Genomic DNA, 18,692 nt, shown 5'->3' with positions numbered 1-18,692 from the left:
CAATAACGCCATGTCGATCACTCCGTAGCCCTCGCTGAAAACACGCAGGGCAAGGTTCAAACATGGGTCAATTCTCAGTGGAAATATTACGTCAAACTGGGTCAGTTCTCAGTGGCACTCAACAACCGAGGATTCGCCTGCAGCCGAAGGCCGCCCTTGCATTGTCGATGGCCCTGCATGAACTCGCCACCAATGCGGTCAAATATGGAGCGCTTACCGTTCCAGGCGGAATGGTTGAGGTTAGCTGGCGGATCGATGAAGACTCTGGATATTTCTACCTTCGCTGGATCGAGCAAGGTGGACCGCCGGTGGCAATTCCGCTTAAACGCGGATTTGGTTCACGGCTCATCGAGCAGGGTCTTGCGCAGGACCTCTATGGCGACGTCAAGTTGGAATTCGCCCAGGATGGTGTGATTTGTTCGATTGAGGCGCCTTTGGAGGAGCTTCGTGTTCAGCACGAAGAGCCACAGCGGCCAGATTCGCTTAATTTGAATATTCGAGGCATCTAGTCATGGATATCGGGGCAACCCTGAACGGTCGAAGCGTGCTGATCGTCGAGGACGAGTCGATGGTCGCCATGTTTCTTCAGGATACGCTCGAGGACATCGGATGCACCGTGATCGGTTTGGCGCCAAGACTGAACGAAGCGCTCAAGAAAGCGGCATCACTGGTCTTCGATATCGCTATCCTCGATGTCAATCTCAACGGCAGCAGCAGCTTCCCTGTCGCCGAAGTTCTCAGGGCTCGCGGTCTGCCATTCATTTTCGCGACCGGATATAGCAGAACGAGCCTGCCTGAATTTTTGCAGCGGGTGCCGATCGTGCAGAAACCTTTTCAGCAGCGGGAACTGGAGACCGCGATTTGCACAGCTCTATCGCAGAAGGCTGAAGAATAGCAATTTCCGCGCACAAGGACGTATCGGCGGTTTGTCACCGCCAGAAACGATCCGAGATTGACACGCCGGGGCCACAAGTCTCCACTCCAAGCACTAAAGCCATGCCGTTAGTACGGATCGCGCGTCGTGCAGGGGCGAACGCCCGCGCAGCAAATACCGCCGAGCGCTCGCACACGAACTTCAGACATTCAGCAGCAGATATTCCCGCTCCCAGGGGCTGATAACCTGCATGAAGGTCTCGAACTCCCCGCGCTTGACTCCGGCATATATGCCGATGAATTCGTCGCCGAAGACCTCGCGCAGCGCCGGCTCGTTCTCCATCAGCGAAACGCCCTCGAGCAGGCCGCGCGGCAGTTCCACGGAACCCTCATTCGCCGTTCCGTCCGAAGGCGGGGTCGGCTGCAGGCCTTTCATGATCCCGAGCCAGCCGCAGGCGAGTGAAGCCGCCAAGGCCAGATAGGGATTGGCGTCCGAGCTCGGCAGGCGGTTTTCGACGCGGCGCGCGGCGGCGTCGGAGACCGGAACGCGGAAAGCCGTGGTGCGATTGTCGTTGCCCCAGGCATTGTTGACCGGGGCGGACATGCCCGGCGTCAGGCGGCGGTAGGAGTTCACATAGGGCGCCATCATTGGCAGCGACTTCGGCACATAGGCCTGCATGCCGCCGATAAAGTTGAAGAACTCCTTTGAGGGCGACCCGTCAGGGTTGGAGAAGACGTTCTTGCCGGTCTTGATGTCGACCACGGACTGGTGGATATGCATCGCCGAACCCGCCTGCCCCTGCATCGGCTTGGCCATGAACGTGGCGTAGATGCCATGCCCCATCGCTGCTTCGCGAATGGTGCGCTTGAACAGGAAGACCTGGTCAGCCAGCTCGATCGGATCGCCGTGGCGCAGGTTGATTTCGAGCTGAGCCGGCCCCTCCTCATGGATCAGCGTATCGATCTCCAGGCCTTGCGCCGCCGAGAAATGGTAGATGTCGTCGATCAGCTCGTCGAATTCGTTGATGCCGGCGATCGAATAGCCCTGTCCGCCCTGGATCGAGCGGCCGGAGCGCCCTTGCGGCGGCTTCAGCGGATAGTCGGGGTCATCGTTCTTGGCGACGAGATAGAATTCGATTTCCGGTGCCACGACCGGCTTCCAGCCACGGTCCTTGTAGAGCGCCAGCACATGCTTGAGCACATTGCGCGGCGTGTAGGAGRCCGGCTTGCCGTCCGTGTCGATGATATCGCAAATCACCTGCGCCGTCGGGTCGGTCTCCCATGGCACGACCGAGAGCGTCGACAGATCCGGCACCAGCTTGATGTCGCTGTCGCGGGAATCGTAGCGAAACTCCTCCGTCTCCTCTGGATAGTCACCGGAAATCGTGTGGCGGTAGATCGCCGACGGCAGCGCCAGCGAGGTATTGGAGGTGAATTTCGACGACGGCATCATCTTGCCGCGCGGCACGCCTGCCAGGTCGGGTGTGATGCATTCGATGTCCTCGATACCGCGGACACGCAGCCATTCAGCCGCTTCTTTCCAGTTGGTGACACCGCGGGAACGCAACAGCATGGGCGAAGGCTTCGGAGGAAGTTCTGTTGTTGTCCTGACTTTCTTGCCGAGCGCTTTTCGTGCGACCATGATGCACCGTTTTGAGGTTGATAATCCGGTGATCATAGCGGTTTGCGGTCAATTGGCGAGAGGGGGAGAGCATTTTCGCCGCAAATTTCCCAAATTCCTGGACGAATTGGCGGCGGACATGAATTGACCGGAATCAATGTCTTTAACCGGCAGGACTGCTACACAGTTCTCGACTCACCGGCGACGCATCGACAATGCCGGCGCGGACCCGCTTCGCAACCGAAGGCAGATTCAGGCGTTATTAACGGAACGCGCCCATTCTGAGATAAACGAAAGGGGAAATTGGAATGCAGAACGACAGACGGAGGCAGGCCCGCGCAATTGCCATCGCCAAGACGGCTGACGACCGGTTTCGGAAGATGGAGGTTATTGCCTTCGCCGTGACGATGGCAGCAGCCTGCCTTTACGGGTTGATGACGTTCGTCCTTTGAAATCCGATCGGCCTCTCGATTCGCATGATGCGGATTGCCGAACTGCGACCCGATCTTGAGAAGTGCCACGATCGGATCGCTCGGGCGACGCCAGCTGAAAATCGTCTGCAAATCGAAATGCTCAAGTAATTTTCAAACAACGGTCGTCCGCCGCTTCACCAACCCTATACGTAATTGATTAAATTCATCGATTTTTATTAGCGGTAATTTAATTTTAAGGGCCACCCGCGATAGTAGGCGAAACGACGATGATGTCGGCAAATGCCCTGACACGCGGGTGCGATGATTGCGCTCAGTGTTTCGAAGACACCGCACCCTGCCGGCACAAACAAGATGGGTCACGGACGCATTCGCAAAGGCATTTGCCCGCCAATTGAAGGAGGCAAATGAATGAACATCGACCGCATACTGTCCCGCTTTAAGATTCAGACCAAGGTCCTGATTTTCATTTTCCCGTTCGTGGTCAGCATTTCAGCCGTCGGTGTCACGGGCCTTTATGCCTCGGGCCTCCTCCAAGGGCGCATGGAAATTTCCAACAGCGTCCTGCAATCGCTTTCAGGCTTCAAAGATGTTTCGGCGGCGATGGGCCGCTTCCTCGAAAATGCGACACCGGAAAGCCGCGACGACGTTGCCCAGAAGCTGGCCAGCCAGCGCGACATGCTGCAAGGCATGCTGGGGCATCTCGGCAAGAACGCGGAAGGCCGCGCCGATCTCGAAGAGGCGACCAAGTCCATCGACAGCATCATCGACCATATGAGTGGCCTCTGGACGCTGCACGAGACGGAAACCAAGCTATCCGACAGCCTCCAGAACAGCCTGAACGTCGTCGTCGCCTCGCAGATGAAGATCACCGAGGCCACCACCCAGGTGCAGCGACAGATGAACAACGACCAGAACGCGGCGAAATCGCTGCTGCGCGAGGCGGACCGCATCCAGGTCAACGCTCAGGGACTGGTCGATATCGCCAACGGCTACATGAAGGCCAAGACGCCGCAGGACAAATTCAACCTGATCAAGAATAGCCTTGGCGATCTGAAGAAGCGCCAGCGTATCCTGGCTGCCGCGCTGCCCGCATCGAACAAGGCGATCGTCAAGTCGCTCACCGCCTCTATTTCCGATCTCTCTGCAGTGATCGACAGCAAAGACCCGTCCGACGAAAATGTTGCCAAGATGCAGACGAAGCTGAGCGGCTTCCGGCAGTTCAACGTCTATCTCGGCCTTGCGGCTGCACAGAAGATGAAGCAGGCGACTGACAATTTCGCCAAGCTCGATGCACCGCTGGTCAAGGCCGAGGGCCTGCTCAACGACAGCCGCAAGCTCGTCACTTCGGGTTATTCGATCCAGATCCTGCTCGCCAAGTTCATGCTCATCCCCAACGAGCAGAACCGCACCCGTCTTGCGGATGATTTCGAAATCGTCAAGAAGGATATGATCCCTCTCGCCGGCTCCGCCAAGGACCTGCCTTTCTATGCCGACCTGCAGAAGACGTTCATTCCGGCGCTGGACGAGATGGACAAGGACAGCAAGGCGCTTGTGAAGGTATCGGAGCAACGCCACACCGACTTTGCGGCAGCGGCCAGCGGTGTCGATACGATCTGGAAGCAGTTGACGACCTTCGCCGAACTGCAGAAGCAGAGCGCCGGCAAGGAACGCCAGGACGCCAATTCGATTTCGATCGGCGCCACGGTCCTGGGCATCATCATCGCCATCTTCGCCGGCATCGGCCTGGTCATGACGTTCAAGGGGCCGATCGGCCAGATCACCTCGTCGATGCGCAGGCTCGCCGAAGGCGTGCTCGACACCAAGATCAACGGCGAGGCCCGCGTCGACGAGATCGGCGAAATGGCCCGCGCGCTTGGCGTTTTCAAGCAGAACGCGCTTTCCAAGATCGAGATCGAGCGCCAGAGCGAGTCTGAACGCACCGCCGCTGAAGCCGAGCGCCAGCGCAACGACCAGGAAAAGCTCGACGTGGACCGGCAGATCGATTTCGCCGTCAACGCGCTCGCAACAGGTCTTGGACGTCTCGCGGCCGGCGATATTTCGCAGACGATCGAGACGCCGTTCTTCGGCCGGCTCGAACAGCTGCGCAACGACTTCAACGGCTCGCTGCTGCGCCTCCAGGACACGATGAGCCAGATCCGCAACAACACCTACATGATCCAGCGCAATGCCGGCGAGATGAGTTCATCCGCTGACGAACTCTCCAAACGCACCGAGCAGCAGGCCGCTTCACTCGAGCAAACGGCAGCTGCGGTCGAAGAAATCACCGTCACGGTCAAATCCTCCGCCGAGCGTGCCGAGGAAGCCAACTCGATCGTCGCCGAGACCAAGCGGGCAGCGGATGCCTCGTCGGCCGTCGTGCAGAACGCTATCGATGCGATGGGCAGGATCGAGGATGCCTCCAACCAGATCGTGCAGATCATCGATGTGATCGACGAGATCGCCTTCCAGACCAACCTCTTGGCGCTCAATGCCGGGATCGAGGCCGCGCGCGCCGGCGAGGCAGGCAAGGGCTTTGCGGTTGTGGCGATGGAAGTGCGCGAACTTGCCCAGCGTTCAGCGAGTGCGGCCCAGGAAATCAAGGGACTGATCGACAAGTCGAGCACGGAAGTCTCCGCCGGCGCGCGGCAGGTGCAGCAAACCGGCACCGTGCTGTCGGAGATTTCCGCCAAGATCGTCACCGTTTCAGAACGGGTCGAGATGATCGCCATGGCCAGCCGCGACCAATCCATCGGGCTGGCCGAGGTCAATTCCTCGGTCAACCAGATGGACCAGATGACCCAGCGCAATGCCGCCATGGTCGAAGAGACCAATGCCGCCACCCGGCAGCTCGCCCAGGAAGCCGACGCGCTGATGATGCTGGTCGAGCAGTTCAAGCTTTCGACACAGGAGCGGAACGGCGGCCATTTGAGCCGCGCCGCCTAACCAAGGAAACGACATCAATGGACATGGCACGGGTCGAAAAGCCCGTGCCATTCGTTTATTTCCAGGGCGTTACGGAAATAATATCAATTTGACTAATATGTTTTTAGCCGATCATTAAGAGCAAAGTGCGACCCTCGCCAATTGAAAATGCGCTCGCGCGCTCAGCCGGAGTCTTTGGGGAAAAAGGCACGGGCTGACCAGGGCAATGCGATGGTTTGGGGGAATGTGCTTTGATTGATAAATTTATGTCCCGCTTCAAGATTCAGACGAAGGTCATCGTCCTGGTTCTGCCGTTCGTGGTCAGCATTTCGGCCGTCGGCCTGACTGGGCTCTATGCTTCCGGCTTGCTTCAAGGCCGCATGGAGATTTCCAACAGCGTGCTGCAATCGCTCTCCGGCTTCAAGCAGGTGTTCGCCAGCATGAGCGATTTTCTCATGCAGCCGACGCAGGCAAACCACGACCGCGCCGCCAAAGACACGGAAAATCAGCTTACCCTGTTGAAGGAGACCACGGAGAGCCTGCGGAAGGATACCGATGTCTCGACGCTCGACACTGCGGTAGCCCAGTCGCAGACGATCTCCACCAATATCGAGAAAATCTGGGGACTGCAGAAGGATCAGGAGACGATCCTCGCAAACGTCGCCAAGGCCCAAGCCGCACTCCTCGACATGCAGGGCCAGGCGGGCAAGCGCTCCTTCAAGCTGATCGCGGCAGCCAAGAAAAAAGAGAAGACCGAAAAGAAGGGCCTGACATCGGGTATGGAGCTTGACGGCGTCTCCGTCCTGCTCGATGCCATGGTGGTCGATTACGGCAAGGTCCTGACACCCGAGGACAAATTCAAGGTCTTCACCAAATACGCGCCGGACCTTCAAGGCGCTGTCGGCAAAGTCCTGGCATCTCTGCCGAAACAAAAATTGCCCTATGGCAAGAAGTTCGAGAAACAGGCGAACCAGCTCCTGACGCAGATCAAGGCCAAGGATCTGAGCGATGCGGCGATGGGACAGGCCAATGGCATTCTCAACAATTTCCGCGGCACGGCCTCGATGTTCAAGCAATTCGGCGGCGACCTGATGCGCCAGTCGATCCTCAACCTGGCTGCTGCCGATGTGGAAATCTCCAGCGCCGACGGCGTCGCCAACAATCTGCGGGCTATCGTCAGCGACAACAACGAAATCCGTGTCGTGTTTGCCGAACTGCTCGCCAATCCGGACGAAGATGCGGTCAAGAAGGTTCAGCAATCGCTCTACATGTATGCCAACGAGGTAGGCAGCCTTTCCACGGCCGTGAAGGACGATCCGTTCTTCGCCGACCTGCCGAAGAAGATGCAGCAGATCCTGGACGGACTGGATAAGAATGCCGTCGATCTCTCCAAGAATGCGCAGCAAAAAAAGCAGGAATTTGCGGCTGCGTCCAAACAGATCGATAGCACATGGAATCTGCTGATCAATTTTGCAGAGAACCAGAAGGTCAATGCGGGTGTCGAGCGGCAACAGGCAAACACCATTTCGGTGGGTGCAGTTCTGGTCGGCATCCTCGTCGCCATGGCGGCCGGTGCGGCTCTGGTGATCACGCTCAAGGGGCCGATCGGTGCCATCACCTCGGCCATGCGCCGGCTTGCAGAAGGCAGGCTCGATACGTCGATCTCCGGCGAGAAGCGGCCGGATGAAATCGGCGACATGGCGCGCGCGCTCTCTATCTTCAAGGACAATGCGTTGGCGAAGATCACGATGGAGGAACAGGCCGATCGCGCCCGCGAAACGGCCGAGGAGGAACGCGTCCGCAACGAGGCTGAAAAGCAGGAGACGGCGCGGCAGATCCAGTTCGCCGTCGATGCATTGGCCCAAGGCCTCGGCAATCTCGCACGTGGCGAGCTGATGACGCTCGACAAACCGTTTGCCGGCAATCTCGAACAGTTGCGCAACGACTTCAACAGCTCGATTGCCGGCCTGCGCGACACGCTCAACGACATCCGCGCCGCGTCCGGCCTGATCCAGGACAATGGCCGGCAGATGGCCGATGCCGCCGACGAGCTCTCCAAACGCACCGAGCAGCAGGCCGCATCGCTCGAACAGACGGCGGCAGCGGTGGAAGAGATCACCGCCACGACCAAGACCGCGTCAGGCCGCGCCGCCGAAACCAAGAACATCGTCGCCACGGCCAAGCGCAATGCCGACAATTCCTCCGGCATCGTGCAGAACGCGATTTCGGCCATGGGCCGGATCAAGGATGCATCCGACAAGATCAGCCAGATCATCGACGTGATCGACTCGATCGCCTTCCAGACCAATCTGCTCGCGCTCAATGCAGGCGTCGAGGCGGCCCGCGCCGGCGATGCCGGCAAGGGTTTCGCAGTCGTCGCCCAGGAAGTGCGCGAACTGGCGCAGCGGTCCGCCAAGGCGGCGAAGGAAATCGGCGAACTGATCGGCAATTCGGCCGATGAAGTGTCGACCGGCTCGCGCTACGTCACGGAAACCGGCGAGGCGCTGATGGAGATTTCCCGCCAGATCGTCGAGATTTCCGGCCATGTCGAGCTGATTGCCACGTCGGCCAGCGAACAATCGGTATCGCTGATGGAGGTCAACTCGACGGTCAACCAGATGGACCAGATGACCCAGCGCAATGCCGCCATGGTCGAGGAAACCAATGCCGCGACGCGTCAGCTTTCGGAAGAGGCCGATCACCTGATGGAACTGGTCAACCGCTTCCATCTGGATGACGAAGGCTATTACGACGCAGGCCGCCGCGCCGCCTGATTTCCGCTTGGATCTCCCTACCCTGCCCCGCGCCCGGCCGATTGCTTGGCGCGGGGTATGATTTTATGCTACTCTTCCGGCAGGTCTCCAAGGAGGAAAAGCCATGCAGTCGGCAGAGAAGATCAGCATCACCGTCACTCCCGAAATGCTGCGGCTGATCCGCGAAAGCGTCGATGCTGGCGAATATGCCTCGACCAGCGAGGTGATCCGCGACGCGATGCGGCTCTGGCAACGCCGCCGCGAGGAGCATGCGGAGGCGATCAAGTCGATCAAGGCGCGTATCCGGCGGTCGCTGGACGATCCGCGGCCGGATGTGTCTAGCGAGGAGGTCCGGGCGCGAATGGAAGAGTACATGGCTCGAGCGGAAGCGGAAGACGTGAATGCGTCATCTTAAGGTTGGCTATCGAGACGAGGCAATTCTGGACCTCCAGAATATTTACGACATCGTCTTCGAAATGAGCCAAAACCGACCGACTGCGAAGCGCTTCGTCAGCCGAATTGAAGACCGCTGCGAACGCATCGGGTTCGTTCCTCATGGCGGTCGGCCACGCGATGATCTCGAAATGGGGCTGCGCACCGTGCCCTTCGAACATTCCGCCATCATTGCCTACAAGGTCGAACACGATCGGGTCCGCATAACGAATATCTTTTACGGCGGCCGGGACTACGAGACATTCTATCTCGGAGCGCTGCCCGACGACGGGGACTTCGAAGGCGAAACCTGACGCCTTCCACCATATCACATGCCTTGCTCCTTCTCGTCCGGATGGGCTATCAGAGAGGCGCCCGACCGACGGGTGCAAGCATCTGAGGTGTTGATAAATGGCATGGCAGAGCCCGATCTCTCCGGGTATATCCTGGTATGAATCCTCGATCGAGGAGCGTCCGGAATATCCTCCCCTCGACGGATCGACGAAAGCCAATGTCGCCATCATCGGTGGCGGCTTCACCGGGCTGCAGGCTGCTTACCATCTCGCCAAGGCCGGGACGGACGTCGTGCTGGTCGATGCCAACCGGTTCGGCGACGGGGCATCGGGCCGCAATGGCGGCCAACTGGGCACCGGGCAGCGTTGGTGGCCGGAGGACCGTGAAGAGGAATTCGGCATCGAAACCTCACGCGCCCTGTTTCACATGGCCGAAACCGCCAAGCGCAACCTGATCGATTTCGCGGCTTTGGAGAATTTCGAGATCGATTATGTCAAGGGCCACATGATCGTGGCCCACAAGGAGCGCTTCGAGAAGGAGTTTCGCGCCAATCCGGTGATCGCCGCCGAGCGTTACAACTATCCGCATCTCCGCTTCATGAACCGCGAGGAGACGGCCTTCGTCACCGGCTCCAGCCGGTTCCATTTTGGCATCTATGACAGTGAAACCGGCCATATACATCCGATGAAATATCTGGTCGGCCTTGCCCGCGCAGCAAAACACGCCGGCGCCAGGATCCACGAAATGACGGCAGCCAAGTCGATCCAGTCGGACAACGGCAAGGTCGTGATCGAGACGACGCGCGGCACGATCACGGCCGACAAGGCACTTGTCGCCACCGACGCCCATACCGGCAGGCTCGAGCCGAATACGGCGGCGCATGTCATGCCGATCGGTTCCTTCATCGGCGCGACGCCGCCGCTCGACAAATTTCCCGAGATCATTGCCGGCGGTGAATCGATCTGCGATTCCCGCTTCGTCGTGCGCTACTGGCGCAAGACCAAGGACAACCGGCTGCTGTTCGGCGGTCGCGAGGCCTATACGTCCAACGCACCCAGTGACATAACCGCTCACATCCGCCGCCAGGTGACGGAGATCTATCCGCAGCTCAGGGATATCGAATTCACCCATGGCTGGGGCGGCTCCGTGGGCATCACGCTGCCGCGCACGCCGTATGTCCGCCAGGTCATGCCCAACGTCACCTCGATCGGCGGCTATTCCGGCCACGGCATCATGCTCGCCAATTATTGCGGCCGTCTTTATGCCGAAAGCCTGCTCGGCAAAGCCAACGATCTCGATCTCTACCGGTCGCTGAAAGTGCCCCCCTTCCCGGGCGGGCAGAATTTCCGTGCCCCCTTGCTCTTCCTTGCGTTGACGTGGTTCTCGTTGATGGACAAGGTATAGGACAGGGAGCAGCCATTGCGTGACGCGAGAAAAAGTTCATATTTCCGTCGCGAAGCGCTGGTATTTTTAAATCGATTAGATTACACAACCCCCTGTCCGGAAAGATGAGAGAACGCCGATGAGCAGCCAGATCATTCCCGTAGAACCTTTCGATTATGTCGTCTTCGGCGGCACGGGCGATCTCGCGGAGCGCAAGCTGTTGCCCGCACTTTTCCATCGCATGGAGTCCGGTCAATTCACGGACCCTACTCGGGTCATCGGTGCCTCGCGTGCGGAGATGACCCACGAGGCTTACCGCAAGTTCGCGACCGACGCGCTCAAGGAATTTTTGAAGCCGGGCGAATTCACGGAAGAATCGCTGGCCCGCTTTACCTCGCATCTCTACTATGTGTCGGTCGACGCCGGTTCCGAACGCGGCTGGGACAACCTGCGCAAACTGCTCGATGAAGGCAAGGACCGGGTCCGGGCCTTCTACCTTGCGGTCGGGCCGCAGGTCTTCGGGCCGATCAGCGACCGCATCCGCGACCACAAGCTGATCACGAAAAATACCCGCATCGTCGTCGAGAAACCGATCGGCCGTGACCTCGCCTCGGCGCTGGAGCTCAACGACCAGATCGGCAGGGCCTTCAAGGAAGAACAGATCTTCCGCATCGACCACTATCTCGGCAAGGAGACAGTGCAGAACCTGATGGCGCTACGCTTTGCCAATGCGCTCTACGAGCCGCTGTGGAATTCGGCCCATATCGACCATGTGCAGATCACGGTGGCGGAGTCGGTCGGCCTCGAGGGCCGCGCCGGCTACTACGACAAGGCCGGCGCACTGCGCGACATGGTGCAGAACCATATCCTGCAGCTCGTCTGCTTGGTGGCCATGGAGGCTCCGGCCTCGATGGGCGCCGAAGCGGTGCGCGACGAGAAGCTGAAAGTGCTGCGGGCACTCAAGACGATCGACGCCTCCAACTCCGACAAGTTCACCGTCCGCGGCCAATACCGCGCCGGCGCGTCCGACAAGGGTGCGGTCAGGGGTTATCTCGAAGAACTCGAGGGTGGTGTTTCCAACACCGAAACCTATGTGGCGATCAAAGCCGAGATCGGCAACTGGCGCTGGGCCGGCGTACCCTTCTATATCCGCACCGGCAAGCGGCTCGCGACGCGCGTGTCTGAGATCGTCATCACCTTCAAGTCGATCCCGCATTCGATCTTCGACTCGTCGGCCGGCCGTATCAACCAGAACAAGCTGATCATCCGCCTGCAGCCGGACGAAGGCGTCAAGCAGTCGCTGATGATCAAGGACCCCGGCCCGGGCGGCATGCGGCTGCGGGAAGTGTCGCTCGACATGAGCTTTGCCCAGGCCTTCGAAGTGCGCAATCCGGATGCCTATGAACGGCTGCTTTTGGATGTCATCCGTTCGCAGCAGACGCTGTTCATGCGCCGCGACGAAGTCGAGGCCGCATGGCGCTGGGTCGACCCGAATCGCGCTCATCGAGCGCGACGGCCGCACCTGGCACGAATAGCACAGAGCAACGACGACAGAGAGCTGAGGCAGAGCTGATGGCATACCATTTCAATACGTTTCCGAATGGTGCCGCGCTCGCACAAGCCCTGGCCGACACAGTCTCGGAAGCGCTGAGCAGCGCGGTCGCCACACGCGGCCGTGCGTCGATCGCCGTCTCCGGCGGTTCGACGCCCAAGGCTTTCTTCCAGGCGCTGTCGGCCAAGCCGATCGCCTGGGACAAAGTGAAGATCACGCTGGTCGACGAGCGCTTCGTCTCCGAGACCAGCGACCGCTCCAATCACAAGCTGGTGGCGCAGAACCTGCTGCAGAACGAAGCGGCCAAAGCGAGATTCATCCCGCTTTATCACGCCGTCGCCGATGCCGAAGACGCCGCCCTGGTGGCGACCGGCGACATGCGCGACGTCGCATCACCTTTCGACGTCGTCATTCTCGGCATGGGCGGCGATGGGCACACGGCTTCGTTCTTCCCGGGCGGCAACAATCTGGAACGGGCGTTGAAGCCGTCGACGCCGCGCAGTGTCATCACCATGGAGGCGCAGGATGCCGGCGAACCGCGCCTGACCTTCACCTTCTCCGCCCTCCAGGATGCGCGTTTGCTCGTGCTCCACATCGAGGGTGAGGCGAAAAAGCCGGTGATCGACCGTGCGCTCGCCGAAGGAGCGACAAGCACGCTGCCGATTGGCCGCGTTATCGCTACAGCAGCATCCGATACCGAAATCTACTGGGCGCCCTGAAGGGTGCCGACGATGCCGTGACCTCCCACACGGCATGACATAGAAAGGACAGACCATGGCAGCCGACAAGAGAATTGCGGCGATCACCGCTCGTATTGTTGAACGTTCGAAGCGCGCCCGCGAGACCTATCTGGGTCGCATACGGGACGCCGCGTCCAAGGGACCGCATCGGTCCGTGCTCGGCTGCGGTAATCTCGCTCACGGCTTCGCGGTCTGTTCCCCCGCCGAGAAGGAGATGCTGGCTGGAGACCGTGTTGCCAATCTCGGCATCATCACCGCTTATAACGACATGCTGTCGGCGCACCAGCCCTACGAGACCTATCCGGCACTGATCCGCGAGGCGGCGCGCGAGGCAGGCGGCGTGGCGCAGGTGGCGGGCGGCGTGCCGGCCATGTGCGACGGCGTGACCCAGGGCCAGCCGGGCATGGAACTGTCGCTGTTCTCGCGAGACCTGATCGCCATGGCGGCCGGCGTCGGTCTTAGCCACAACATGTTCGATGCCGCCGTCTATCTCGGCGTCTGCGACAAGATCGTGCCGGGCCTGGCGATCGCGGCGCTGACCTTCGGCCACCTACCGGCGGTCTTCATTCCGGCCGGACCGATGACCACGGGCTTGCCGAACGATGAAAAAACCAGGGTCCGGCAGTTGTTTGCCGAAGGCAAGGTCAGCCGCGCCGAATTGCTGGACGCCGAGTCCAAGTCCTATCACGGCCCCGGCACCTGCACTTTCTACGGCACGGCCAATTCCAACCAGATGCTGATGGAAATCATGGGCTTCCATATGCCCGGATCATCCTTCATCAATCCCGGCACGCCGTTGCGCGAGGCGCTGACCAAGGAGGCGGCGAAGCGCGCGCTTGCCATCACCGCGCTTGGCAACGAATTCACGCCCGCGGGTGAGATGATCGACGAGCGCTCGGTCGTCAATGGCGTCATCGGCCTGCATGCGACCGGCGGCTCGACCAATCACACAATGCATCTGGTGGCCATCGCCCGCGCCGCCGGTATCCACCTCACCTGGCAGGACATTTCGGACCTTTCGGATGCGATCCCGCTGCTGGCCCGCGTCTATCCGAACGGGCTCGCCGACGTGAACCATTTCAATGCCGCAGGCGGCATCGGCTTCCTGATCCGGGAATTGCTGAAGCAGGGGCTGCTGCATGACGATGTTCGCACCGTCTTCGGCCATGGCCTCGACGCCTATACGGTCGAGGCACGGCTGGGCGAGAACGGCGCGGTGACCCGTATGCCTGTGCCGGCCGAGAGCGGCGATCCGAAGGTGCTGTCGACGATCGACGCGCCGTTCCAGTCAACCGGCGGGCTCAAGATGCTCAAGGGCAATCTTGGCACTGCGGTCATCAAGACATCCGCGGTGAAGCCCGAGCGTCATGTTATCGAAGCGCCGGCGCGTGTCTTCCACGACCAGTCGGAACTCAATACCGCCTTCAAGAATGGCGAACTGACCGGCGATTTCATCGCCGTCGTCCGCTTCCAGGGTCCGAAAGCCAATGGCATGCCGGAACTGCACAGGCTGACCACCGTGCTCGGCGTGTTGCAGGATCGCGGCCAGCGTGTGGCGTTGCTGACGGATGGCCGTATGTCCGGCGCTTCGGGCAAAGTGCCGGCGGCAATCCATGTGACGCCGGAGGCCAAGGAGGGTGGGCCGATCGCCAAGATCGAGGATGGCGACATCGTCAGGATCGACGCCATTCATGGCAAGATCGAAGTGCTTGTCGATGCCGAGGAGCTGGCCTTGCGCCAACCGGCAACGGCTGACCTGTCGCACAATGATTACGGCATGGGCCGCGAGCTGTTCTCGATCTTCCGCCAGATGGCCGGGCCGGCCGATCTTGGCGGCGGAGTGCTGAATTGATTCGTCGCGCCACGGCCGCCGATCTCCCGCGCATCATGGAGATCGAACGCATGCCGGGCTATGAACAACTTGTCGGCCGATCCTCGGCCGATTTTCACGCCCGCGTCATCGACGATTCGGACCATGCCTATCTTGCGGGCCTTGCCGAGGATGGCATGATCGGCGGCTTCTGCATATTGCGCGATCTTACCAACGCACAGGGCAATACATACCTCAAGCGCTTTGCCGTCGCGTCTCCCGGGCGGGGGTTTGGCAAAAGACTGCTTGCCGAGATCGTCGACTGGGTGTTCGACAGCACGCTGACGCATCGCTTCTGGCTCGACCACATCATCACCAACGATCGCGCCCGGCATGTCTACGAGGTCAACGGCTTCCAGCGCGAGGGCATTTCGCGGCAGGCCTATATTCTGCCGGACGGCAGTCGAGTCGACCTCTCCGTCATGTCGGTCCTCAAGTCGGAATGGCAGGCTCTGCGGCATCGCTGACTTGCAAAATGCCCCGCGTGTTCCCTAAATCTTCGCTATGAGCGTATGGAGCCTGCAGACGATCCTCCGGCGCGCGACGGCGGCCGATATACCGGCGATCATGGCGATCGAACGGCAACCCGGCTATGACGCGCTGGTGGGACGCTGGGACGAAGCGCAGCATTTCCACAACATCAGCAAGCCCGGCGTGCTCTACTTCGTCCATGACGATGGGGAGGCCATCCCTATCGCCTTCGCCGCGCTCTCGGGCCTCGGCCATCGCGACGGCGTTGTGCAGATCAATCGCATTATCGTGCGGACGCCGAACATGGGCACCGGCAAGTTGTTCCTGTCGGAAGTCATGCGCGTGGCCTTCGAGGGCGCGCCCACGCAGCGCCTGTCGCTGAGCGTGCTGCCCGACAATCATCGGGCACTGCATGTCTACTACGGCATGGGTTTTCGCGAGGACAGGCTGATGCGCGGGGCCGGCACGCTGCCGGACGGCAGGCGTGTCGACCTGTTCTCGATGTCGATCCTCTACGAGGACTGGGCGGCGCGGGGCGTCGTCTGACAGTCAGACCGTGAGGACGATCTTGCCGAATGCGCCTTGGTCAAGATGATCAAGCGCCGCCGGCAGGTCGGCGAATTCGTAAGTCCTGTCGATGACCGGCTTCAAGCCATGTTCATCAACGAAGCGGCCAAAGCGCTCCAGGGCATTGCGCGGAGCGACGTTGATGCCTTGAATCGAGACCTGCTTCAGCATCAGCGGTGCGGTCGGGCCGGCGAAGGCAAAACCTTCGATGACGCCGATCACTGACACACGGCCCCCAATCGCGGAGACATCGACCGAGCGACCGACATTGTCGCCGCCGACGATTTCGAGCACATGATCAACTCCGTAGCCGCCGGTATGGGCTATGACGGCATCCGTCCAGTCGCCCGCATTGCGGTCTATCGCCAGATCGGCGCCCAGCGCCCGCGCGCGCTCCGCTTTCTCGGCCGAAGACGTCACGACGATCACACGCGCGCCAAGCGTCTTGGCGATCTGCAGGCCGAACAGCGAGACGCCGCCCGTACCGTGGGTTAACACCCAATCGTCCTGTCTGATCTTGGCGCGCTCGGCAAGCGCCATCCAGGCAGTCGAGCCGGCAACAGTCAATGTGCTTGCCGCAGCCATATCGAGCGTTGCGGGCTTCCGAACGAACCAGTCCTCCGGGAAGCGGACAAAGGATGAGAGCACGCCAGGATAGACGCCACCCAGTGAACGATAGGGCAAGTCGCGCGCGGCACCCTGTGGCAAGCCATCGACATAGCCGGGCATGAAGAGCGTCACGACTTCGTCGCCTGGGCGGAAGCGTGAAGCCCCCTCCCCGACTGCCACGACTTCGCCGGCGAGATCCGATGCCGGCGTAAAGGGAAAGGCAAGCGGTGCGCCCATGCCGTTTCCGATCATCAGCTTGTCACGGTAATTGAGGGAAACCGCTGCCGTCTTGACCAGGATCTCACCAGGTTTCGGGGTCGGAATGGGAACCTCTTCGAGCCGGAGGTTTTCGCGCCCAAATTTATTCATGACCCAGCGTTTCATCGTCTCTGCCATCGTATTCTCCTGACGGGCTTGTTCGATGGCCGGTTTATATCGCTTCACTGGTGGATACAGTTGCGATATAAATTCTCCTTATTGTATCCTATATTTCTACAGAGGCGACATGGACGATCGGTTTGCGGATATTGGCGTCTTCGTGGAAGCGGTCGAGCGCGAAGGCTTTTCCGCGGCGGCGGCGAAACTCAATCTGTCGCGATCGGCGGTCGGCAAGACGATTGCACGGCTGGAGGAACGGCTCGGTGCGCGGCTCTTTCATCGGACAACTCGGCAATTGTTCCTGACCGAAGCCGGGCAGGTCTTTTACGAACATTGCCGCAAGGCGCTATCGGAGCTGCGTGCGGGTGCCGCCCTGATCGAGAGCGGCCAGCAGCAGGCGACCGGACTGTTGCGCGTGACATTGCCCGTGGTCTACGGCCAGACATGCGTCATGCCGGTGCTGCTCGATCTGGCGCGAGAACATCCCGGCCTGGAGCTCGATCTGCATTTCAGCGACCGGCGCGTCGATATCCTTCAGGACGGTTTCGACCTCGCAATCCGCAGCGGCGATCTTGACGACACGGTCGGTCTGATGACGCGCCGGTTGGCCCACCAGCGCATGACCCTCTGTGCCTCGCCGGACTACCTCGCCGAACATGGCCGCCCCGAGAGCATCGCCGATCTTGCTCGCTATGATGCGATCATTTATGGGCGCATAGAGGCGACGCGCAAATGGCTGTTCCCCCGACCCGATGGTTCATTGGAGGAGATCGTGCCAAAGTCGCGCATGCGTCTCGATGACCTGAAGTCAATCTTGATGGCTGTGGTGGATGGTTTTGGCATCGGCTGGCTACCGTGCTGGCTGGTGCGCGAGCACGTCCGGTCCGGTCGGCTGGTCCAGCTTGTCGAACGCCATCTGCGCTTTGAAATCCCCTGCTACGCGCTTTGGCCGCGGAGTCCGCACCTGCCTTTGAAGGTGCGCGTGGCGATCGACGCGCTGGCAGAACGGCTGCCGGAAGTTTCCCGGCTGCCGGATGACGATGCTATTTGCATTTCAACGGCGGCATAAGGTTCGATGAGGAAGAAGGCGCCGACCGAAGTTTAATCTTGCAAATTCCAAATTGCATTCCATGCTTGTGAAGAACACAGACAGCGCGCGCGGAAATCCGATGACGAAAGTGGTGCTATCACTTCCCGACCCACTCAAGGAATGAGCAGAGAAACAGGCGGTGAACAATAATCTCGGGACCGTCGGAGACTGCGTCGAAAGCCCCTTGCAAGACGAGTGTGAGCAACAGGAAGCTTTGGACGAACTCGATCACCTGATCCAGGAAGGCGAGGATAGCGGCATCAGTGATCGTACTGTCGCCGAGAACCTGGCCGAGGCCCGCCAACAGGCGGAAGCACTCTTTGACGCCAAGCTCGCCCGCTTCGAATAGCGGATAGCCTCAGAATTTCGGCGCCGGCTTGCCAGCCTTGCGATGGGCGGCGATCACCGTGTTGGCCATCAACATGGCAATGGTCATCGGGCCGACGCCCTTCGGCACCGGTGTGATGGCGCCTGCCACCGGTTCGCAGGAGGCGAAGTCGCAATCACCGACCAGCTTGGACTTGCCCTCGCCCTTTTCCGGCGCGGCAACGCGGTTGATGCCGACATCGATCACGGTGGCCCCGGCCTTCACCCAGTCACCCTTGACCATTTCCGCACGGCCGACGGCGGCGACGAGGATATCGGCGCCGGCGCAGACCTTGGCGAGGTCCTTGGTGCGTGAATGGGCCATGGTGACGGTGGC

16 protein-coding genes and 3 pseudogenes are annotated in these 18,692 nt (G+C 60.4%); 16 read left to right on the top strand and 3 right to left on the bottom strand.

Translation table 11 applies throughout. The annotated features are described in order from the left end of the window. Nucleotides 1-62 precede the first annotated feature (62 nt). Entirely contained in the window at nt 63-509 is a 447-nt protein-coding gene (locus AC1D06_RS39405) for a hypothetical protein (RefSeq protein WP_477990968.1), read from the top strand. Nucleotides 510-544: 35 nt separating this feature from the next. Then, nucleotides 545-895 carry a response regulator gene (locus AC1D06_RS39400; RefSeq protein WP_477880341.1) on the top strand — a complete coding sequence of 117 codons (351 nt, stop codon included), beginning with the start codon at nt 545-547 and terminating at the stop codon, nt 893-895. Between the two features lie 180 nt (nt 896-1,075). Here the strand turns inward: AC1D06_RS39400 and AC1D06_RS39395 are convergent. Beyond that, nucleotides 1,076-2,431 (bottom strand): annotated as a pseudogene (locus AC1D06_RS39395) (glutamine synthetase family protein); the annotation flags it as partial. Nucleotides 2,432-2,444: 13 nt separating this feature from the next. On the opposite strand from AC1D06_RS39395, the gene AC1D06_RS39390 reads away from it, so the two are divergent. The 12 genes and pseudogenes from AC1D06_RS39390 (at nt 2,445) to AC1D06_RS39335 (ending at nt 15,891) form a co-directional block, all read left to right on the top strand. Then, a complete protein-coding gene (locus AC1D06_RS39390) occupies nt 2,445-2,642 on the top strand; it encodes a hypothetical protein (RefSeq protein ID WP_477880343.1) in 198 nt (65 codons plus the stop codon). 160 nt (nt 2,643-2,802) lie between these two features. Then, on the top strand, nt 2,803-2,946 hold the full coding sequence (locus AC1D06_RS39385; protein WP_477880344.1) for a hypothetical protein: 144 nt from the start codon (nt 2,803-2,805) through the stop codon (nt 2,944-2,946). A gap of 390 nt (nt 2,947-3,336) precedes the next feature. Beyond that, complete coding sequence (locus tag AC1D06_RS39380; protein ID WP_477990967.1) at nt 3,337-5,871, top strand: methyl-accepting chemotaxis protein; 2,535 nt, start codon at nt 3,337-3,339, stop codon at nt 5,869-5,871. Nucleotides 5,872-6,116: 245 nt separating this feature from the next. Next, nucleotides 6,117-8,624, top strand: a complete 2,508-nt coding sequence (locus tag AC1D06_RS39375) for a methyl-accepting chemotaxis protein (RefSeq protein ID WP_477990966.1) — start codon at nt 6,117-6,119, stop codon at nt 8,622-8,624. 103 nt (nt 8,625-8,727) lie between these two features. Continuing rightward, nucleotides 8,728-9,018 (top strand): ribbon-helix-helix domain-containing protein, encoded by a 291-nt coding sequence (locus AC1D06_RS39370; RefSeq protein WP_477880347.1) that lies wholly within the window; start codon nt 8,728-8,730, stop codon nt 9,016-9,018. Then, a complete protein-coding gene (locus tag AC1D06_RS39365; RefSeq protein WP_477880348.1) occupies nt 9,005-9,349 on the top strand; it encodes a type II toxin-antitoxin system RelE/ParE family toxin in 345 nt (114 codons plus the stop codon). The genes AC1D06_RS39370 and AC1D06_RS39365 overlap by 14 nt, the downstream gene beginning before the upstream one ends. A gap of 97 nt (nt 9,350-9,446) precedes the next feature. Next, nucleotides 9,447-10,733, top strand: coding sequence for an NAD(P)/FAD-dependent oxidoreductase (locus AC1D06_RS39360; RefSeq protein WP_477990965.1), 1,287 nt, complete (start codon nt 9,447-9,449; stop codon nt 10,731-10,733). A gap of 118 nt (nt 10,734-10,851) precedes the next feature. Further along, a pseudogene (zwf, locus tag AC1D06_RS39355) lies at nt 10,852-12,247 on the top strand (glucose-6-phosphate dehydrogenase). Between the two features lie 37 nt (nt 12,248-12,284). After that, the gene (gene pgl, locus AC1D06_RS39350) at nt 12,285-12,983 is read left to right on the top strand and encodes a 6-phosphogluconolactonase (protein WP_477990964.1); all 699 of its coding nucleotides are present in this window, start codon (nt 12,285-12,287) and stop codon (nt 12,981-12,983) included. Between the two features lie 55 nt (nt 12,984-13,038). Then, nucleotides 13,039-14,856, top strand: coding sequence for a phosphogluconate dehydratase (edd, locus tag AC1D06_RS39345; protein ID WP_477990963.1), 1,818 nt, complete (start codon nt 13,039-13,041; stop codon nt 14,854-14,856). After that, complete coding sequence (locus AC1D06_RS39340; protein WP_477990962.1) at nt 14,853-15,341, top strand: GNAT family N-acetyltransferase; 489 nt, start codon at nt 14,853-14,855, stop codon at nt 15,339-15,341. The genes edd and AC1D06_RS39340 overlap by 4 nt, the downstream gene beginning before the upstream one ends. Nucleotides 15,342-15,378: 37 nt before the next feature. Further along, a complete protein-coding gene (locus tag AC1D06_RS39335) occupies nt 15,379-15,891 on the top strand; it encodes an N-acetyltransferase family protein (RefSeq protein WP_477990961.1) in 513 nt (170 codons plus the stop codon). A 3-nt stretch (nt 15,892-15,894) separates the two neighbouring features. Here the strand turns inward: AC1D06_RS39335 and AC1D06_RS39330 are convergent, their stop codons facing one another. Then, the gene (locus tag AC1D06_RS39330; RefSeq protein WP_477990960.1) at nt 15,895-16,917 is read right to left on the bottom strand and encodes a zinc-dependent alcohol dehydrogenase family protein; all 1,023 of its coding nucleotides are present in this window, start codon (nt 16,915-16,917) and stop codon (nt 15,895-15,897) included. A gap of 109 nt (nt 16,918-17,026) precedes the next feature. Between AC1D06_RS39330 and AC1D06_RS39325 the strand changes: the two genes are divergently transcribed. Both AC1D06_RS39325 and AC1D06_RS39320 read left to right on the top strand, forming a co-directional pair. Continuing rightward, a complete protein-coding gene (locus AC1D06_RS39325; protein ID WP_477990959.1) occupies nt 17,027-17,968 on the top strand; it encodes a LysR family transcriptional regulator in 942 nt (313 codons plus the stop codon). 160 nt (nt 17,969-18,128) lie between these two features. Continuing rightward, entirely contained in the window at nt 18,129-18,338 is a 210-nt protein-coding gene (locus AC1D06_RS39320; protein ID WP_477990958.1) for a hypothetical protein, read from the top strand. Nucleotides 18,339-18,347: 9 nt separating this feature from the next. Here AC1D06_RS39320 and AC1D06_RS39315 read toward each other — a convergent pair. Beyond that, nucleotides 18,348-18,692 (bottom strand): annotated as a pseudogene (locus tag AC1D06_RS39315) (bifunctional methylenetetrahydrofolate dehydrogenase/methenyltetrahydrofolate cyclohydrolase); the annotation flags it as partial.

It is taken from the genome of Rhizobium sp. P2_G2 (assembly GCF_056403555.1).
This window is presented reverse-complemented; position numbering and strand designations above follow the sequence as displayed.